This is a genomic window from Rossellomorea sp. ABR4_012, from assembly GCF_056159545.1.
Genome location: NZ_JBSWVK010000009.1, coordinates 41,181 through 57,291 on the forward strand (window position 1 = coordinate 41,181; position 16,111 = coordinate 57,291).

Below are 16,111 nucleotides of genomic sequence, written 5' to 3' on the forward strand. Positions count from 1 at the left end.
CATGACGAAATCAAATGCTGTCCTGTCCCCTTTTAAGAAAATTTCCCTGAAAGGGAGAGACTTATTAACGTGGCTGGACTATACAACAGAAGAAGTGCATGAACTCCTGTCATTGGCAGAGCATCTGAAAAAGAACCCGGTCTCTAAGAAACTTGAAGGCAAAACACTCGGAATGATCTTTGAGAAATCATCGACAAGAACCCGTGTATCCTTTGAAGCGGGCATGCTGCAGATGGGCGGGCATGCAATCTACCTGAACTCCCGTGATATCCAGCTTGGCAGAGGTGAATCGATCGCTGACACAGCGAAAGTGCTTTCCTCGTATGTCGATGCGATCATGATCCGTACCTTTGAACATGAAAAAGTCGCCGAGCTCGCTGAACATGCAAGTGTGCCTGTCATAAATGGTTTGTGTGATACGTATCATCCCTGTCAGGCACTTGCCGATGTACTGACCATTTACGAGTTGAAAGGCCAGCTCGCTGGATTGAAGGTTGTCTATATAGGGGACGGAAATAATGTCGCCCACTCCTTCATGATCCTGTGTGCGAAGCTTGGAATGGATGTGGTTGTTTCTTGTCCTGAGGGATATGAACCTGCTCAGGAAGTGATTGATGTCACAGTTGAACTGGCTAAGGTGAGCAGCGGGAGTTTCACGCTTACCCATAATCCAGTGGAAGCGGCTGCCGGCGCTGATATCGTCTATACAGATGTATGGGCCAGCATGGGTCATGAAGAGGAGACGGCCGAGCGCCTTCAGGTATTTGAACCTTATCAGGTAAATGAAAAGTTGCTTGCTTATGCCTCGGACGATGTGAAATTCCTGCACTGCCTTCCTGCTCACCGCGGTGAAGAGGTGACAGCGGAAGTCATCGACGGCGTGAAGTCCGCTGTGTTCCAGCAGGCGGAAAACAGACTGCATGTGCAGAAGGCGATTTTGTTGTCAGTGCTTTGAACATAATGAAAAAACCGTTCCATTCGATGGAGCGGTTTTTTTTATGGAGTTATTTCTTGATGTGTTCCGGTTGTATATGTTTTTACTGGTATAATGAGTGTATGTAATAATTTTCCTGTTAGGGAGAGGGGGGGAAGTGAAAATGATGGAACTCTTTTTGTTCATGGTTTCAATTGCTGTTGTCATCATACTATACCGTAAATCAGAAGAAGAAGAGCCATACTTATTCATGAAGCTTTTGGGATATGCCATCCTTGGAGCTTTCATGTTGGAATTAAACAGGGTGAAGCTGCCGCTGGGGTTCGTGGTGTTCCTATTGTTTTTTCGCGACATTCCAAACAATGCCTGGGGGAAAAAGCGAGCGGCTTACTTAGGACTTACCGTCTTTCTGTTGTCCGTGATCATACCGTTTGTCGAGAAGGAATGGTATGAGCGGCCGAGAACCGTGACGCTCCAGCAGACTAATTTTTACGAAGGAAGTCTGCTGGATGAATGGAAGAATATCAAGAAGGAACTGGACGTGGAGAATGAGTATGGCGTTAAGTTGAGAGATTTTAGGATGGTCATTGATAAACAAGGGGAGTATGAACGATTGGATTTGTCGATCGTCGATGAATCTCACCCTTATACCGTCTTTTATCAGATAAGACTTTCCGGGGACGGTGATGCGGTCAGAGTGAAAAGAAGCAGATACGAAGCGGAACAATGGGGTACATCTCCTCATACAGAAGCAGATTTTGTCCTGACACAATTCGACCTAATAACGAAACCAATGCTGAGCGATGACCGCATGAATTACTACGAATTGAGATCGGATGGTCAGCGGATGGGCTATGCAGTGGAGGATCAGAATAAGTTCCGCATCGATACCGCTGGGAAAAAGGAGCTGAAGGACAGTGAGCTTCCGGTTGATGGTATTGTAGTCGATGTGTGCGGTACGGGAGGGACCATTGATGAACACGGAACGATCTTTGAATGTGATACGTATGAGCATTATTTATTTGATGTATTGAAAAATGAAGGAATGTGATAGGCTTAGCCCATTGTCACCTTCATCACATAAGGGGTATCGTTTGTCTGAAAGTGTTTGCATAAGAGAAAATGGGAGACAATGAGATAAATGAAACAAATGAGCTGCTGGAATCATATAGTGTAGGGAAAATCAGCATAAAGCCTCGGAGGTGCCGGAAGTGAGCAAGCCAACGATTGATGATTACTTGGAAAATGGGATGTACGGGCAGAAACAGACGAAGCCTGACGAACGGCGAAAATTTCTGGGAAGCTTAAGGGAACGGATCGTCATTGCCCTGACGCAGAATCAAGTGCGGGAGAAAAAGGTATACCGGGAAATCGAGGAAAGTCTGAAGGAACACCCGGATGCGAAACTTCTTTTGAATGGAAACATGAACTATGACTACCTGACAAAATATATAAAACTCGCTAATCAGTATGGAGTATCCTTCTCCATGGTGACGAATAAAGAATCTCAAACCGACATCGGTCTGCTGCTCGTATACGATCATGCAATCAATAAGGAAGAGATTTATGTAAAAAAGAAGTCAGACAAACCAATCAATAAAGCAAAGCCCAAAAAGAAGAGTCTGTTTTCTACTATTAAAAATAAGCTTTTTTAATGAGGATATGTTCTAAACCGTTCCCGCTGTCATGTGGTGGGGCGGTTTTTATTAATGGAAGCGAAGCCTGGAGAAGGACGTTATTCGAGAAGGATTTTTAACGGAAGAAAGTCTGGTGTATATTCCATTATTTGTTAAAGTCAGCATAAAACGAAAAAAGTCAGCATAACATGATATTTTTCAGCATAAATCTCAAAAAGTCAGCATATATTCATTTTTTTCAGCATAAATCCGAGAATAGTCAGCATAAAACGAATATTAAAAAATTTCATTGAACCAAGACGCTGATATTTCTACGAATCAAGCATTATGGCACGTCCCCGAACCGATATTTAACCGAAACTCAATCCATTTCTCTAAAAAACTGCCGATCTAAAAAGAAACCTATCCACAAACCCCTATCCAACAGTCATCAAAGAATCTGCTCCTCCATCCGGTTTACCTACTGCAATCCACTTCATCCAGTCCTCGCCTATTGCTTTAACACCGCGAATTTTGGTATTATCAATAGTATTGTTAGTGTTCGAAACTATATGGAGGTGAAGAGGATGTCTAGAATTTCAGAAGATCAGGTGAAGCATGTTGCACACCTTGCACGACTAGCCATCACAGAGGACGAAGCGAAAAAGTTTACAAGTCAATTAGATGCGATCATCGGGTTTGCCGAGCAGCTGAATGAATTAGATACAGAGAATGTGGAAGCGACAAGCCACGTTCTTGATATGAAGAATGTGATGCGTGAAGATAAGCCGGTAGAAGGGCTTCCGCGTGAAGAAGTGTTAAAGAACGCACCAGACAAACAAGATGGACAAGTACGCGTTCCATCGATTTTGGACTAAGGAGGGCAACTCATGTCATTATTTGATCATAAATTATCAGAGCTTCATGAGCTTTTACATAAAAAAGAAGTTTCTGTTTCAGATCTAGTTGACGAATCATACAAGCGTATCGATTCTGTCGAAGATAAAGTGAAAGCATTTCTTACATTAGATGAAGAAAATGCACGTGCGAAAGCGAAAGAAATGGATGCGAAGCTTGGGACGGATGAATCGAAAGGTCTTCTATTCGGAATGCCGATCGGGATCAAGGATAATATCGTCACAAAAGGTCTTCGTACGACTTGTGCGAGTAAAATCCTTGAGAACTTCAATCCAATCTATGATGCAACAGTCATTAATAAATTACATAGTGCCGATACGATCACAATCGGTAAACTGAATATGGATGAGTTTGCCATGGGTTCATCCACTGAGAACTCTGGTTTTCAAAAGACAAGCAACCCTTGGAATCTTGAAACGGTTCCAGGCGGATCTTCAGGTGGATCTGCAGCTGCGGTTGCAGCCGGGGAAGTTCCATTCTCCCTGGGTTCAGATACAGGTGGATCGATCCGTCAGCCGGCATCGTTCACAGGTACGGTCGGGTTAAAACCGACATACGGACGTGTGTCCCGTTTCGGTCTTGTGGCATTTGCGTCTTCACTTGACCAGATCGGACCGATCACGCGCAACGTAGAAGATAATGCTTATTTATTACAGGCAATCGCTGGACTCGACCCGAACGATTCCACTTCGGCAAATGTTGAAGTTCCTAACTATGCTGAAGCATTGACGGGAAATATCAAAGGTCTGAAAATCGCTGTACCGAAAGAATACCTGGGTGAAGGGGTTGGAGAAGAGGCACGCCAATCTGTTCTTGCTTCTCTTAAAGTATTGGAAAGCCTTGGAGCTACTTGGGAAGAAGTTTCACTTCCACACTCTAAATATGGCGTAGCTACATACTACTTGCTGGCTTCATCTGAAGCATCAGCAAACCTTGCCCGTTTTGACGGTGTCCGCTACGGCTACCGTACGCCGAACGCTGAAAATCTTCTTGACCTTTATAAGAAGACACGTGCTGAAGGTTTCGGGGACGAGGTAAAGCGCCGTATCATGCTTGGTACGTTTGCCCTCAGCTCCGGTTACTATGATGCTTATTATAAAAAAGCACAACAGGCCCGTACACTGATCAAGAAAGACTTTGAAGATGTATTTGCAAAGTATGATGTCATTGTTGGACCGACAACACCGACACCTGCATTTAAAATCGGTGAAAAAATCGATGATCCACTTACAATGTACGCGAATGATATCCTGACGATTCCGGTTAACCTTGCGGGTGTTCCAGGAATCTCTGTTCCAAACGGATTCTCTTCAAACGGACTTCCGCTTGGGCTGCAAATCATCGGGAAGCACTTTGATGAAAGCACAATCTACCGTGTAGCACATGCCTACGAGCAAGCTACAGATTTCCATACAAAAAGACCACAACTGTAAGGGGTGAAATCAATGAACTTTGAACCAGTAATCGGACTAGAAGTCCACGTAGAATTAAAAACTGACAGTAAAATGTTCTCGCCGGCACCGAACCATTTCGGGGCAGAACCGAACACGAATACTAACGTAATCGACCTTGGATATCCAGGCGTGCTTCCAGTGGTGAACAAACGCGCCATTGAGTTCGGAATGAAAGCGGCAATGGCATTGAACTGTGAAATCGCACAGGATACAAAGTTTGACCGTAAGAACTATTTCTATCCGGATAACCCGAAAGCATATCAAATTTCTCAATTTGACAAACCGATCGGCGAAAACGGCTGGATTGAAATCGAAGTGAACGGCGAAAAGAAACGCATCGGTATCACACGCCTTCACCTTGAAGAGGATGCTGGTAAGCTGACGCACTCCGGCGACGGTTATTCCCTAGTCGACTACAACCGTCAGGGAACACCTCTGATCGAGATCGTGTCAGAGCCGGACATCCGTACACCTGAAGAAGCGTATGCATATCTTGAAAAGTTGAAATCCATCATTCAATACACTGGCGTTTCCGACTGTAAGATGGAAGAAGGGTCCCTTCGCTGTGACGCAAACATTTCCCTGCGCCCGATCGGACAGGAGCAGTTCGGTACGAAAGCTGAGCTTAAGAACCTGAACTCCTTCAACTTTGTTAAAAAAGGGTTGGAGTACGAAATCGTCCGTCAGGAAAAAGTCCTTTTATCAGGCGGCCTGATTCAACAGGAAACGCTCCGTTTCGATGAATCCACAGGTAAAACGATCCTGATGCGCGTTAAAGAAGGATCGGATGATTACCGTTACTTCCCAGAGCCTGATCTTTTGAACCTGCACATCGACCAAGAGTGGATGGACCGTATCCGCGCGGAAATCCCTGAACTTCCTGATGCGCGTAAACAGCGCTATGTAGAAGAATTGGGACTGCCTGCATACGATGCGATGGTACTGACATTAACAAAGGAAATGTCCGATTTCTTCGAAGAAACGGTCAGTGAAGGTGCAGAAGCGAAGCAGGCTTCCAACTGGCTGATGGGTGAAGTATCGGCTTACATGAACGCCCAGCAAAAAGAACTTCACGATCTTAAACTGACCCCTGCAGGTCTTGCAGGAATGATCCAGCTGATCGAAAAAGGAACGATTTCTTCCAAGATTGCGAAGAAGGTATTCAAAGAGCTTGTTGAAAACGGCGGAGATCCGGAACAGATTGTAAAAGATAAAGGTCTTGTTCAAATCTCTGACGAAGGAGCTCTTCTGAAGATCGTCACTGAGACCCTGGATAACAATCCACAATCGATCGAAGACTTCAAAAACGGTAAAGATCGTGCGATTGGATTCCTGGTCGGTCAAATCATGAAAGCAACAAAAGGGCAGGCAAACCCGCCGCTCGTAAACAAACTGCTGCAGCAAGAAATTCAAAAACGCTAAATTTCACCATTCCAAGGCCCGTCCCTCGCCGCTTTAAAGCGGTAGAGAGACGGGTTTTTTGTGTGGCATTATATGGGAATTTCAGAAGAGTGGTAAAAACACTCTTCTTTTTATTCAAATTTTCCTGAAATGGGTGATTTTCAGGCTTTTTTTATAGGTATTAAGACACGGAGTTGAGAAATTTGTTAAATGGGTATTTAGGCTCATTCGGTGGATGTCGGGCTTGTACTATAGTTTTATCTACAGTTTGAAAAGTTAGAAAATTCTTAAAAAGAGGTGTTGTAATTGAAGAAAAAAGTCGTAGCATTAAGTTTAACAGCAGGTTTGATGATGAGTCCCGTATTATCAGCGGATGCCTTGGGTGCACCTGATTTAAACCAGAAAGTAAATTTCAATGAAAAGATTGGGGCTCCGCAATTCATTTCAGGGAAGCTGACGAAGCCTTCTGCCAACTCTCCTGAAAAAATCGTGATGGATTATTTTACACAAAAGCAGGACATATTCAAGTTCAAGGGAGATGCAAATCTTTCTTTCAAAGTGGTAGAAAAGAATAAAGATAAACTTGGATATACATATCTTCGCGTTCAGCAAGTGTATAAAGGAACTCCTGTATACGGTGCCGTTTTGACAGCTCACGTAAACAAGGACGGAGTATTAACGGCAGTCTCCGGCGCACCTGTTCCGAATCTTGCAGAAAAGCAATCTCTTAAAGCTTCGAAGAATGTATCGAAGAAAGATGCGGTGGCAGCAGGGGGAAAGGACTTAGTTGCGGAACTTGGCAGTGAACCGGCATATGAATATGCACCAAAATCAAAATCGGTGATCTATATGAAAGATGGCCAAGCACATCAGGCATATCTAGTAAATTACAATTTCCTTGATCCAAAGCCGGGTAACTGGAATTACTTCATTGATGCGGCGAGTGGGGAGATTTTAGATAAAGTGAATGAAATCCATGAGGCAAACGGAAAGGGCGGCAAACCGGGCGGACCTGGTGCAACGGGATCTGATACGGTCGGTTCCGGAACAGGGGTACTGGGTGATACGAAGTCACTAAACACGTACCTTTCATCTTCCACCTATTATTTACAGGATAATACGAGAGGTGGCGGAGTCTTTACGTATGATGCGAGCAACCGCCAGCGCCTGCCGGGATCCCTTTGGGCAGATGCCGACAACCAGTTCCATGCAAGCTATGATGCAGCGGCAGTCGATGCTCATTACTATGCAGGCCAAACATATGATTATTATCTGGATACTCATAACCGCAACAGCTATGATGGCAACGGTGCGGCATTGGAGTCCACGGTTCACTACGGAAGAAGTTACAATAACGCATTCTGGAACGGCCAGCAAATGGTATACGGTGATGGGGACGGATCAACATTCGCTCCGTTATCTGGAGGGCTTGACGTCGTTGCGCATGAATTGACACATGCCGTGACAGATACAACGGCTGATCTAATCTATCAAAACGAGTCTGGTGCGATCAATGAATCGATGTCGGATATATTTGGAACGCTGCTTGAATACCATACAGGTAACAATCCAGATTGGGAGATCGGGGAAGATATTTACACACCGGGACAAGGCGGGGATGCTCTGCGCTCCATGTCAGATCCAACAAAATATAACGACCCGGATCACTATTCCGTAAGATATACAGGCACAGGCGATAATGGCGGTGTCCATATCAACAGCGGTATTGGAAACAAAGCTGCTTATCTATTGAGCCAGGGCGGCACTCACTATGGTGTGAGTGTGACTGGAATCGGAACAGATAAAGTGGGTGACATCTACTACCGTGCATTGACTCAATACCTGACTCCATCTTCTACATTCAGCCAGCTTCGTTCAGCTGCAGTCCAATCAGCGACCGACCTTTACGGTTCTGGAAGTGCTGAAGTGGCCAGTGTAAATGCTGCATTTGATGCAGTTGGGGTCTATTAATACGTAAAAATGAAAAAGGGAGGGCTTCGGCTCTTCCTTTTATTTGTATTTTAAGGTTTTATTTAGTATAAAGTGATCCCATACATAAGTGTTTTTCAAGATAAACGGTCATTTTTTATTTGTCTCAATTAATTTGGCAGAAGGTGGGCTTGGAGATCTTCAAATTATGATCCGGTTGGGGGATTTGGAATCCTATCTGTGGATTTATGATCCAGTTTGGGGATTTATGATCCTATCTGGAGATTTATGATCCTATTTCAGAAAATATGATCCTATCTGGAGATTTACGATCCTATTTCAAAATATATGATCTTCCTAGAATGATTCTAAATAAACCCATCCCTTCATTCCTCCATCCACCATCCATCAAACTCAACCCATCCCGCAAATTGGACCAAATCCAATCAAAACGCTCGTTTCTAAACCTTACCCGCAGACTCAGCAACAAATACAACTCATTTCCCGTCTGGAAGGAATGCCTTCTAAACATGGTCAAAAATAAAAACCAAGTACGAAAGACTTGGCGTGCGTTTTTACATATTCAGTTCAGCCGGTGACGGAGTAAGTCCTGTACCCTCATGCCGGACTGCACAAAATATCCATTGGAGGACTGCACATAAAATAAATCCCAAATACATTCCACACAGCACCTAATTATGCCTGCTTCCTGCCTCTTTCAAGAATCTTTTTTGCCATTCGATAATACATATCCGCTTCTGCTTTTGATTCAGCTCTTTTTAGCTGCATCATATAGTTTTGGAATCGAAGTTTGTCGACAGACGAGACTTTCATCACAATTTTCCTCATTTTTGCTCTCCTTTGGTGGACAAATTTGCGTCCAATTATCTATTCTGAATATTCTGTAAATAATGTATAATAATAGTAAATGATTCCAGAGGGTGGATAGAATGTCCTTAATTGAAGTGATCTTGTTGCCAATGTTGATGGGCGGTATCGGGGGCTTAGGACATATTCTGATTTTCAAAAATGGTCATTTCACCTTTCCAAGAAAATTTATCGATGACCGGGGTGAGAAGCACTACCTTTTTGGTTCAACAAAGGATATTATCATAGGCGTTCTAGCAGGTTACCTCTCTGTACTTCCAGTCATTGACACAATCCCGATGTGGTATGCGATCTACATTAGTTTATTATCAGGAATCGGGGGAAGTTCCGTCATTACCAGAAAAATGGAGCAAAGTTTAGCTACCACGAAAGCATCCTATATCCAAGAGCTATCTCAATATCAGCTCGAATTGACCTCTAAGGGAGGATCTTCAAATCACAATGAGGTGAAACCTGTTGGCAAAGTGGAAGAAAAAAAGAATCAAGGTTGAACTGCCGCCTGAAGATTATGAGAAAGCGAATCTCTATATGAAAAGACTGAAGGAGGCAGACAGTGTGATCGAGCTGAACTACTACTATAAAAAAATGGCACAGATAATAGAGAATTCCAGACATTTTGAAGATGGTTCAATTGAAAAATAATCCTATAACCATATACATTCACCAAAAAGAAGAGGATTAAACTGACTTTTGAGTCAGCTTTTTTTGTGAGAGTCTGTTTTTCGGTTTTCTGTATAGAACGTGAATTCTATAAGGGCAATATGTAAAAACTACCCTATTCCCCACTGGAATTTCCTTTGAATAGCCCTCTATGGCTATTCCTTTTTTTCTGTGGAAACGGAATTGAGACTGCTTTCTTATATTATATTCCTACAGGCATAATCGTACAATTGAAATTTTAAGTTGTTTTGATACATGACATTGTGGATATTATTGCTTCCCGCTGTTGATTGGAGTGGAAGACCTACACTACTGCGGCTCAAGGTTTGCCCGCAGTAAGCGATGTCTTGCATGGAAATCAACAGCTGTGTATAACGCAGGAATAAACACAAATAGATATTACTTGTGGATTTAAGTAAACATGAATAAGATAAAGAGAGAAAATGAGAAATAGGTAAGTACTATTTTTATAGAGACGCAGCCTAGGAGGAGTAAATATGACCTTGCAAGATTGGTTCGATGAAGGAATGTCACCAAGTGAATATTTAGAATATATGAAAACACACAAAGAAAATACATTGTCTATCTTAAATAATTTTACGATTCCCGATGAAGACAAAGAAGTACTCGTGAGGCTTGCCGATCAATCTTTACGTGTGATCGTACTCACAGAAGATTGGTGCGGGGATGCAATGCTGAACATTCCGATTCTGCTGAAGGTCGCTGAAGAAGCTGATATGGAAGTGAAAATGATTCTTCGCGATCAGAATTTGGAACTGATGGATCAATATCTTACGAATGGTACATCAAGAGCGATCCCTATCTTTATTTTCATTGATGAGAATGGTGAAGAGAAGACCGTCTGGGGGCCGAGAGCACCCATGGTGAAAAAAATCGTCGATGATGAAAGAGCGAAATTGCCGCCGAAGGATCATGAGCATTTTCCAGAAAAACAAAAAGAAATGATCGAGCGCTTAACATCTCAATACACCAAGGATAAAAACATTTGGAATGAAGTGTATGAAAGCCTTAAGACAACCCTGGTACAGAAAGTATTGATGTAGGCGGGAGACACAAAAGCTGAGGAGATTCTGTTCTCCCGGCTTTTTTTTCTGGAATGACAGCCGAACGATTCTATTCCGAGTAGAGAAACAGGAAAAATTATTTAGGGTTTTATTACATGGGGGTATTCCCGTTATAATAGGTATGGTATAAAGTGCCCTTGTGATTGGAACTTTTTCCCGGTTCACGAATGACGTTATTCACGGTACTATGGTATAGGATGAGGAGTTGAAGCATCATGATTCACCAAAAAACAAATACGATTGTAATTGAATCACTGGATAAATTTCCCCATAAAATTCACATTAAATTGGGGGACATCCTTCGTGAAAGAGGATTGACACAAGGTGATTTACATCGCTTGACAGGTTTACGGGTAGCGACGATCAATGAATTAGTGAATTTCAAGAAAAAATCATTAACAGTTGCTCACCTTGTTTCTATAATGATCGCCCTTCGAATCACTGATATTCATGATCTTATTGAAATCGAATTCGATGAAGAAGTACAAGCCTACTTTAAAGAAGAAAACGAGCGAATGAAAAATGGATTCACTCCAGACCTGACGAAAACAGCAGAGATGAACGTAAAGCGCATCGCAGCTGGAGTCAAAAACTAAATCACCGACACATAGTTCAAGGCCATCTCTGATGGGCCTTTTTTTCTTGCCTTCTTAGCGAGGGACGGGCCTTTAGCATGCTAAAGGCCCGTCCCTCGCTGCACTAAAGCAAAAATGAAGATGACATGAAAACGTAACGTGATTTGGAAGGATTTTGGTTTATGATAGGAGAAGAAGTATGAAAGGCAGGAAACAGGTTATTTTCTTGGAAGATACCCGTTCAATCGGTTGAATCTATACTTTTACGGGATTATCATAATATACATAGCTTGGAATAGAAAGAGTGATAGAATGAACGCTGTAGAAAAGTACGTAAACTACTTGAACATGGAAATCGAGCAGCCTACTATAAATTATTTACAACGATTAATTCAACAGCATCTTATTCGAATCCCCTATGAAACCTTCAGTAAATTTTATTACTTCTCTAAAGGGGGATCCTATGTCCCTTCGCTTGAGGAATTTACAGAACATTTGTATTCAAAAGGATGGGGAGGCACATGCTTCACCTTGAATATCAATTTCGGAAGGCTTTTAAAAGAATTGGGCTTCGATTGCCGCTTTGTAAGAGTGAAGCCGGGGCACCTTGGCCTGATGATCACGATCGATGGCAAAAAGCTGTACGTCGACGTCGGTTATGGTTCGCCCATTATGAAACCGGTTGAACTGGAAGCAAGACATAAGCATCTCCTGCACGGGTTCGGGGAAGAAATCATTTTCACCCAAAGAGATCAGTATGAGTTCGAAGTGGACCGCCGTTCAAATGGGAAATCCTTCGTAAAGAAACTGATCGAGTGGGTGCCGCTTGAAGAAGAAGACTTGATAAAGGATATCGAAGCATCCTACCAGGATACAGACGATAATATCACGATGAGACGCATCACAGCCGTCCGTTTTCAGGGCAATCAATGCTATTTTCTCCGCAACCACACGCTGAAGGTCATGACGTATCGTAACATCCGTGAATATCAAATGAGGAACCTGGATAAGTGGAGAGAGATGATCCAGGAAGTGTATCACTTCGACGACAGTTCCCTTCAGGACTCCTTGCAATTTCTTGAACATCGCAACATAAAGCTGTTTTCTTAAGCCACCTTGAATGATCCGTTCATTCCCGGTGGCTTTTTTGTTGGTTCAGTTAAACAATTCACTTCTTAATGACTACTCTAATCACGGTTTAAGAATCATAAAAATAAAGAGAAGGACTCCCAATGAGGAGGCTAGATAGAATCGTCGATAAATACTTACCAATGCAGTTTGAATTTCTTCTGGGGGAGAGCCCGTCAGCTCCAGATTTTCAGGCCGCTCGAGCCACTCATTCACTTTTTTCGTCGGAGGAGTAATAAAGCCGATCACGATGATTTGAATCAGAATGTACAGAATCAGAGAGCCGAGCAGCCAAATTTGAGTGAATGAGCCGTAATCTCCCAAGAGAACAAGGGCAATTCCGGTCAAAACAGCAATACTTCCGCCTATCTTTGGGAAGAATTCTAATAACTTGCTGTATTTCATCGCGACCCGCAATTCATCCACATTCTTATTTGGTCTCGTCAAAAGGTGCGCGAAGAACGTGGGGCCGACACCGATGATGGCAGAAAGCACGTGAATCAGGATCAATACCTTCATAAATGACCTCCATCTTAGATATTTTCCAATCTCTTAATAGTACGATGGTTGGAGTTCTTTTATGAAAGACTCTTTTGGATGAAGATAGGACTCCTGCGGAAATCAACAGCGGTGTTAACACATTATCTTAGATATCAATCTTATGTGATAAATTAAATACTAATAAAAGTCATAAAACCTTCTTTAATTTCCTATATTTTTATTAGATTTTTTTTCGGAAAAGAGTTATGATATTGAGCGGTAGATGCTCAAGGTTTAATAAAGGCATCTATTTGTCATTTTATAAAAGCAGGAAGCAGCAAAGCGTTATTGCAAGTGAAGGTTTATTTTAATATGATGTTAAAAGATGGAATTTGAACATAATCTCCGAGATCAGGTAATTTAAAATAAAGATTAGGATGATGGGGTATGAAACGCGCAAGAATTATATACAATCCTACTTCAGGCCGGGAGCTCTTTAAAAAGCATCTTGCCGAGGTATTAATTAAACTGGAACAGGCCGGTTACGAAACATCTGTTCACGCTACGATCTGTGAAGGAGATGCGACGGAAGCCGCCCGAATCGCTGTTGAACGTAAATACGATATCGTCGTCGCTGCAGGCGGGGACGGGACTTTGAATGAAGTGGTAAATGGCCTGGCGGAACAGGACTACCGTCCGAAGCTTGGAATCGTACCGATGGGAACGACCAATGACTTCGCAAGGGCCCTCCATATTCCGAGAGACATCGGACAGGCAATCGATGTCATCACAAAGGGTGAATCCATCCCAGTGGACATTGGCCGTATGAATGAACGCTATTTCATCAATATTGCCGGCGGTGGACGAATCACAGAGCTGACATACGAGGTTCCAAGTAAACTCAAGACCATGATGGGACAGCTTGCATATTATTTAAAAGGCATCGAAATGCTGCCATCCATCAAACCGACAGATGTAACGATTGAGTATGATGGAAAGCTCTTTGAAGGAGAAGCAATGTTATTCTTGATCGGACTCACCAATTCGGTCGGAGGCTTCGAGAAGCTTGCCCCGGATGCGTCCATCAACGACGGCTTGTTCTCCTTATTGATTTTGAAGAAAACGAATCTCGCTGAATTCATTCGCATCGCTACACTTGCCGTTCGGGGCGAGCACGTGAAAGACCCTAACGTCATTTACACACAAGCGAACCGTATCAAAATACAAGCCAAAGAAAAAGTGCAGCTGAACGTGGACGGCGAACTCGGAGGCGTCCTTCCTGCAGAATTTGAAAACTTATACCGCCACCTTGATGTATTTGTCCCGCTGGATAAAATCCGTCCTGAGGATAAGGCGCTTTGATTTGAAAAGGAATGTCCATTGGGCGTTCCTTTTTTTGTTTGTTGATTTCTTGAGTGGAATTGGTAATTTATAGTAAGTGACGGAATTATTGTAAAAACTCGAAGATTATCAGGCGAAACTGGAAGATTTTCAATGGAAACTAAAAGATTATCGTGAAAAACTCGAAGATTATCACCAAAAACGAAAGAATCAAGATCAAAGTCAGCATACAAAACGACTGCAGGGCCCCAAACAAGGTGAGATAACAAAAAACGGCCCCCCGATACACATTTGGGGAGGCCTTTTTCACGCAATCTCTAACGAACCAAAATAAACACTAAAAAAACCAGCGGGAATCCAAGAAGAAAGCCCCACCCGATCTGCTGTTTATGACGGAAAGGCAACTTCCTGACGATGAAAGAAAGAATATGCGCAATGATGACAAATACAAATGCCCATATCAGCTGACCGACGACGAATACAAATAAATAAGACAAAATCGATTGTTTGTTCAGTACAAGAGATATACCGAATCCGAAGGTGAGGGTTAAAAAGGTGAGCCCCATCAAAATATAAGGGAGCCACCAGCGTCGTGATTTTAACGTGAAAAGTACACCGAGGAATACATTCCCAACCAGGATCAGGTTTACTAAGATGTCTGGATTCATATGATCTACCTACTTTTTGTTGATCTTTTTTAGTCATTATTTTAAGAATGAATGATATACAGCATTGCTTAATTCCCTATGTGTGCCCCATGAAACGAGGTAAGTTTTTACATCAAGCACTGCTTGCTTCTCTTAAAATATCTTTCTATACTAGCAATTCTCTTAGATTCTTTTCAAGCGATAACATGGAGCTTCCAGAAATAGTAATGAAGGGTAGTTTCCCTGAGCCCTCTGTTGTGTTAAAGTGGGGAAAAGATGTCGGAAGCAAAAGCCAGGGGAGGAGTGGATTTCATGTATATCGTACATTCAACATTCGTCGTTCCGGATGAAAAGGCGGAAGAAGTCATATCGATCTATCATTCGCGTTCAGGGCTGGTGGATGAAGCAGAAGGGTTCCAGCGATTCCTGCTGCTTCAAAATGAAAAGAAGCCCGGCGAAATCACCGTGCATATGGAGTGGGATACGAAGGAACATTTCATGACATGGATACAAAGTGAGGACTACAAGCGGATTCATGAGCTTGAAAAAAAGTATCCTGATCAGGAACTTGCTTCGATCATCCCATCGATTGATAAGTATAAGGTGGTGGCATATTGATGGAAAATATGTATAAGTCTGTGATTGACAGTGCAGTAATGAAACTGTATAAACGCTACCCTGAACTAGAAGAAAGATTCGGGGAAATCGGAAGGCAGAAATGTTACGAAGATAATGTCCACCATTTCAATTATCTCAACACTACAGCTGCAGCAGGAGATGAAAAGGTCTTTACCGACTATGCATTATGGCTGAACAATGTGTTGATCAGCAGGGGCATGAAATCCGATCATCTGATTGATAACTTTGTGTGCATCGTTGAAGCGCTGGAAGAGAGCGGCATCGAGGAAGCTGGCTGTTTTCAGGTTTATCTGAATGCCGGGATCACGGCCATCCGCGAAAATGATTTGGCAGAGCAGCTAAGATCATAGATATGTGAAAAAACATCGAAGACGGTATGTGTTCGGTGTTTTCTTTTTCATAAATCACCTTAAAAC

General features: G+C 42.7%; 18 protein-coding genes. 15 read left to right on the plus strand and 3 right to left on the minus strand.

What is annotated here, in order from left to right:
- Nucleotide 1 precedes the first annotated feature (1 nt).
- The 7 genes from argF (at nt 2) to ACXAFV_RS22255 (ending at nt 8,294) form a co-directional block, all read left to right on the plus strand.
- Nucleotides 2–955: an ornithine carbamoyltransferase gene (gene argF / locus ACXAFV_RS22225; protein ID WP_475129719.1), complete on the plus strand. Its 954-nt coding sequence runs from the start codon at nt 2–4 to the stop codon at nt 953–955.
- A 142-nt stretch (nt 956–1,097) separates the two neighbouring features.
- Nucleotides 1,098–1,985 (plus strand): hypothetical protein, encoded by an 888-nt coding sequence (locus ACXAFV_RS22230; RefSeq protein WP_475129720.1) that lies wholly within the window; start codon nt 1,098–1,100, stop codon nt 1,983–1,985.
- 160 nt (nt 1,986–2,145) lie between these two features.
- Nucleotides 2,146–2,589 carry a YueI family protein gene (locus ACXAFV_RS22235; RefSeq protein ID WP_475129722.1) on the plus strand — a complete coding sequence of 148 codons (444 nt, stop codon included), beginning with the start codon at nt 2,146–2,148 and terminating at the stop codon, nt 2,587–2,589.
- A 548-nt stretch (nt 2,590–3,137) separates the two neighbouring features.
- Nucleotides 3,138–3,428, plus strand: a complete 291-nt coding sequence (gatC, locus tag ACXAFV_RS22240) for an Asp-tRNA(Asn)/Glu-tRNA(Gln) amidotransferase subunit GatC (protein WP_334218296.1) — start codon at nt 3,138–3,140, stop codon at nt 3,426–3,428.
- Nucleotides 3,429–3,440: 12 nt separating this feature from the next.
- Nucleotides 3,441–4,901, plus strand: coding sequence for an Asp-tRNA(Asn)/Glu-tRNA(Gln) amidotransferase subunit GatA (gene gatA / locus ACXAFV_RS22245; RefSeq protein WP_475129723.1), 1,461 nt, complete (start codon nt 3,441–3,443; stop codon nt 4,899–4,901).
- Nucleotides 4,902–4,913: 12 nt separating this feature from the next.
- Nucleotides 4,914–6,344, plus strand: a complete 1,431-nt coding sequence (gatB, locus tag ACXAFV_RS22250) for an Asp-tRNA(Asn)/Glu-tRNA(Gln) amidotransferase subunit GatB (RefSeq protein WP_475129725.1) — start codon at nt 4,914–4,916, stop codon at nt 6,342–6,344.
- A gap of 285 nt (nt 6,345–6,629) precedes the next feature.
- Nucleotides 6,630–8,294: a M4 family metallopeptidase gene (locus ACXAFV_RS22255; RefSeq protein ID WP_475129726.1), complete on the plus strand. Its 1,665-nt coding sequence runs from the start codon at nt 6,630–6,632 to the stop codon at nt 8,292–8,294.
- Nucleotides 8,295–8,948: 654 nt separating this feature from the next.
- Here ACXAFV_RS22255 and ACXAFV_RS22260 read toward each other — a convergent pair.
- The gene (locus ACXAFV_RS22260; protein WP_475129727.1) at nt 8,949–9,101 is read right to left on the minus strand and encodes a hypothetical protein; all 153 of its coding nucleotides are present in this window, start codon (nt 9,099–9,101) and stop codon (nt 8,949–8,951) included.
- 101 nt (nt 9,102–9,202) lie between these two features.
- Here ACXAFV_RS22260 and ACXAFV_RS22265 point away from each other — a divergent pair, with 101 nt between their 5' ends.
- The 5 genes from ACXAFV_RS22265 (at nt 9,203) to ACXAFV_RS22285 (ending at nt 12,570) form a co-directional block, all read left to right on the plus strand.
- Nucleotides 9,203–9,631, plus strand: coding sequence for a DUF4257 domain-containing protein (locus ACXAFV_RS22265; protein WP_475129729.1), 429 nt, complete (start codon nt 9,203–9,205; stop codon nt 9,629–9,631).
- A complete protein-coding gene (locus ACXAFV_RS22270; RefSeq protein WP_475129731.1) occupies nt 9,597–9,782 on the plus strand; it encodes a hypothetical protein in 186 nt (61 codons plus the stop codon). The genes ACXAFV_RS22265 and ACXAFV_RS22270 overlap by 35 nt, the downstream gene beginning before the upstream one ends.
- 515 nt (nt 9,783–10,297) lie before the next feature.
- A complete protein-coding gene (locus tag ACXAFV_RS22275; protein WP_475129732.1) occupies nt 10,298–10,864 on the plus strand; it encodes a thioredoxin family protein in 567 nt (188 codons plus the stop codon).
- Between the two features lie 236 nt (nt 10,865–11,100).
- Nucleotides 11,101–11,481 carry a helix-turn-helix domain-containing protein gene (locus ACXAFV_RS22280; protein WP_475129734.1) on the plus strand — a complete coding sequence of 127 codons (381 nt, stop codon included), beginning with the start codon at nt 11,101–11,103 and terminating at the stop codon, nt 11,479–11,481.
- A 291-nt stretch (nt 11,482–11,772) separates the two neighbouring features.
- On the plus strand, nt 11,773–12,570 hold the full coding sequence (locus tag ACXAFV_RS22285) for an arylamine N-acetyltransferase (protein WP_475129736.1): 798 nt from the start codon (nt 11,773–11,775) through the stop codon (nt 12,568–12,570).
- 81 nt (nt 12,571–12,651) lie between these two features.
- On the opposite strand, the gene ACXAFV_RS22290 is transcribed toward ACXAFV_RS22285, so the two are convergent.
- Nucleotides 12,652–13,107, minus strand: coding sequence for a DUF2269 family protein (locus tag ACXAFV_RS22290; RefSeq protein WP_475129738.1), 456 nt, complete (start codon nt 13,105–13,107; stop codon nt 12,652–12,654).
- A 408-nt stretch (nt 13,108–13,515) separates the two neighbouring features.
- On the opposite strand from ACXAFV_RS22290, the gene ACXAFV_RS22295 reads away from it, so the two are divergent.
- On the plus strand, nt 13,516–14,430 hold the full coding sequence (locus ACXAFV_RS22295; protein ID WP_175986645.1) for a diacylglycerol kinase: 915 nt from the start codon (nt 13,516–13,518) through the stop codon (nt 14,428–14,430).
- Between the two features lie 296 nt (nt 14,431–14,726).
- Here the strand turns inward: ACXAFV_RS22295 and ACXAFV_RS22300 are convergent, their stop codons facing one another.
- The gene (locus ACXAFV_RS22300; protein WP_475129739.1) at nt 14,727–15,077 is read right to left on the minus strand and encodes a hypothetical protein; all 351 of its coding nucleotides are present in this window, start codon (nt 15,075–15,077) and stop codon (nt 14,727–14,729) included.
- A gap of 291 nt (nt 15,078–15,368) precedes the next feature.
- Between ACXAFV_RS22300 and ACXAFV_RS22305 the strand changes: the two genes are divergently transcribed.
- The gene (locus ACXAFV_RS22305; RefSeq protein WP_475129740.1) at nt 15,369–15,674 is read left to right on the plus strand and encodes an antibiotic biosynthesis monooxygenase family protein; all 306 of its coding nucleotides are present in this window, start codon (nt 15,369–15,371) and stop codon (nt 15,672–15,674) included.
- Nucleotides 15,674–16,045: a hypothetical protein gene (locus tag ACXAFV_RS22310; RefSeq protein WP_475129742.1), complete on the plus strand. Its 372-nt coding sequence runs from the start codon at nt 15,674–15,676 to the stop codon at nt 16,043–16,045. The genes ACXAFV_RS22305 and ACXAFV_RS22310 overlap by 1 nt, the downstream gene beginning before the upstream one ends.
- The last annotated feature ends 66 nt before the right edge of the window (nt 16,046–16,111 follow it).

Excerpts from the sequence above, each read along its gene's own strand:
- argF (WP_475129719.1), top strand. The coding sequence starts at position 2 with ATGACGAAATCAAATGCTGTCCTGTCCCCTTTTAAGAAAATTTCCCTG.
- ACXAFV_RS22260 (WP_475129727.1), bottom strand. The coding sequence starts at position 9,101 with ATGAGGAAAATTGTGATGAAAGTCTCGTCTGTCGACAAACTTCGATTC.
- ACXAFV_RS22285 (WP_475129736.1), top strand. The coding sequence starts at position 11,773 with ATGAACGCTGTAGAAAAGTACGTAAACTACTTGAACATGGAAATCGAG.
- gatB (WP_475129725.1), top strand. The coding sequence starts at position 4,914 with ATGAACTTTGAACCAGTAATCGGACTAGAAGTCCACGTAGAATTAAAA.
- ACXAFV_RS22300 (WP_475129739.1), bottom strand. The coding sequence starts at position 15,077 with ATGAATCCAGACATCTTAGTAAACCTGATCCTGGTTGGGAATGTATTC.
- ACXAFV_RS22305 (WP_475129740.1), top strand. The coding sequence starts at position 15,369 with ATGTATATCGTACATTCAACATTCGTCGTTCCGGATGAAAAGGCGGAA.
- ACXAFV_RS22310 (WP_475129742.1), top strand. The coding sequence starts at position 15,674 with ATGGAAAATATGTATAAGTCTGTGATTGACAGTGCAGTAATGAAACTG.
- ACXAFV_RS22290 (WP_475129738.1), bottom strand. The coding sequence starts at position 13,107 with ATGAAGGTATTGATCCTGATTCACGTGCTTTCTGCCATCATCGGTGTC.
- ACXAFV_RS22265 (WP_475129729.1), top strand. The coding sequence starts at position 9,203 with ATGTCCTTAATTGAAGTGATCTTGTTGCCAATGTTGATGGGCGGTATC.
- ACXAFV_RS22295 (WP_175986645.1), top strand. The coding sequence starts at position 13,516 with ATGAAACGCGCAAGAATTATATACAATCCTACTTCAGGCCGGGAGCTC.
- ACXAFV_RS22275 (WP_475129732.1), top strand. The coding sequence starts at position 10,298 with ATGACCTTGCAAGATTGGTTCGATGAAGGAATGTCACCAAGTGAATAT.
- gatC (WP_334218296.1), top strand. The coding sequence starts at position 3,138 with ATGTCTAGAATTTCAGAAGATCAGGTGAAGCATGTTGCACACCTTGCA.
- gatA (WP_475129723.1), top strand. The coding sequence starts at position 3,441 with ATGTCATTATTTGATCATAAATTATCAGAGCTTCATGAGCTTTTACAT.
- ACXAFV_RS22230 (WP_475129720.1), top strand. The coding sequence starts at position 1,098 with ATGATGGAACTCTTTTTGTTCATGGTTTCAATTGCTGTTGTCATCATA.
- ACXAFV_RS22280 (WP_475129734.1), top strand. The coding sequence starts at position 11,101 with ATGATTCACCAAAAAACAAATACGATTGTAATTGAATCACTGGATAAA.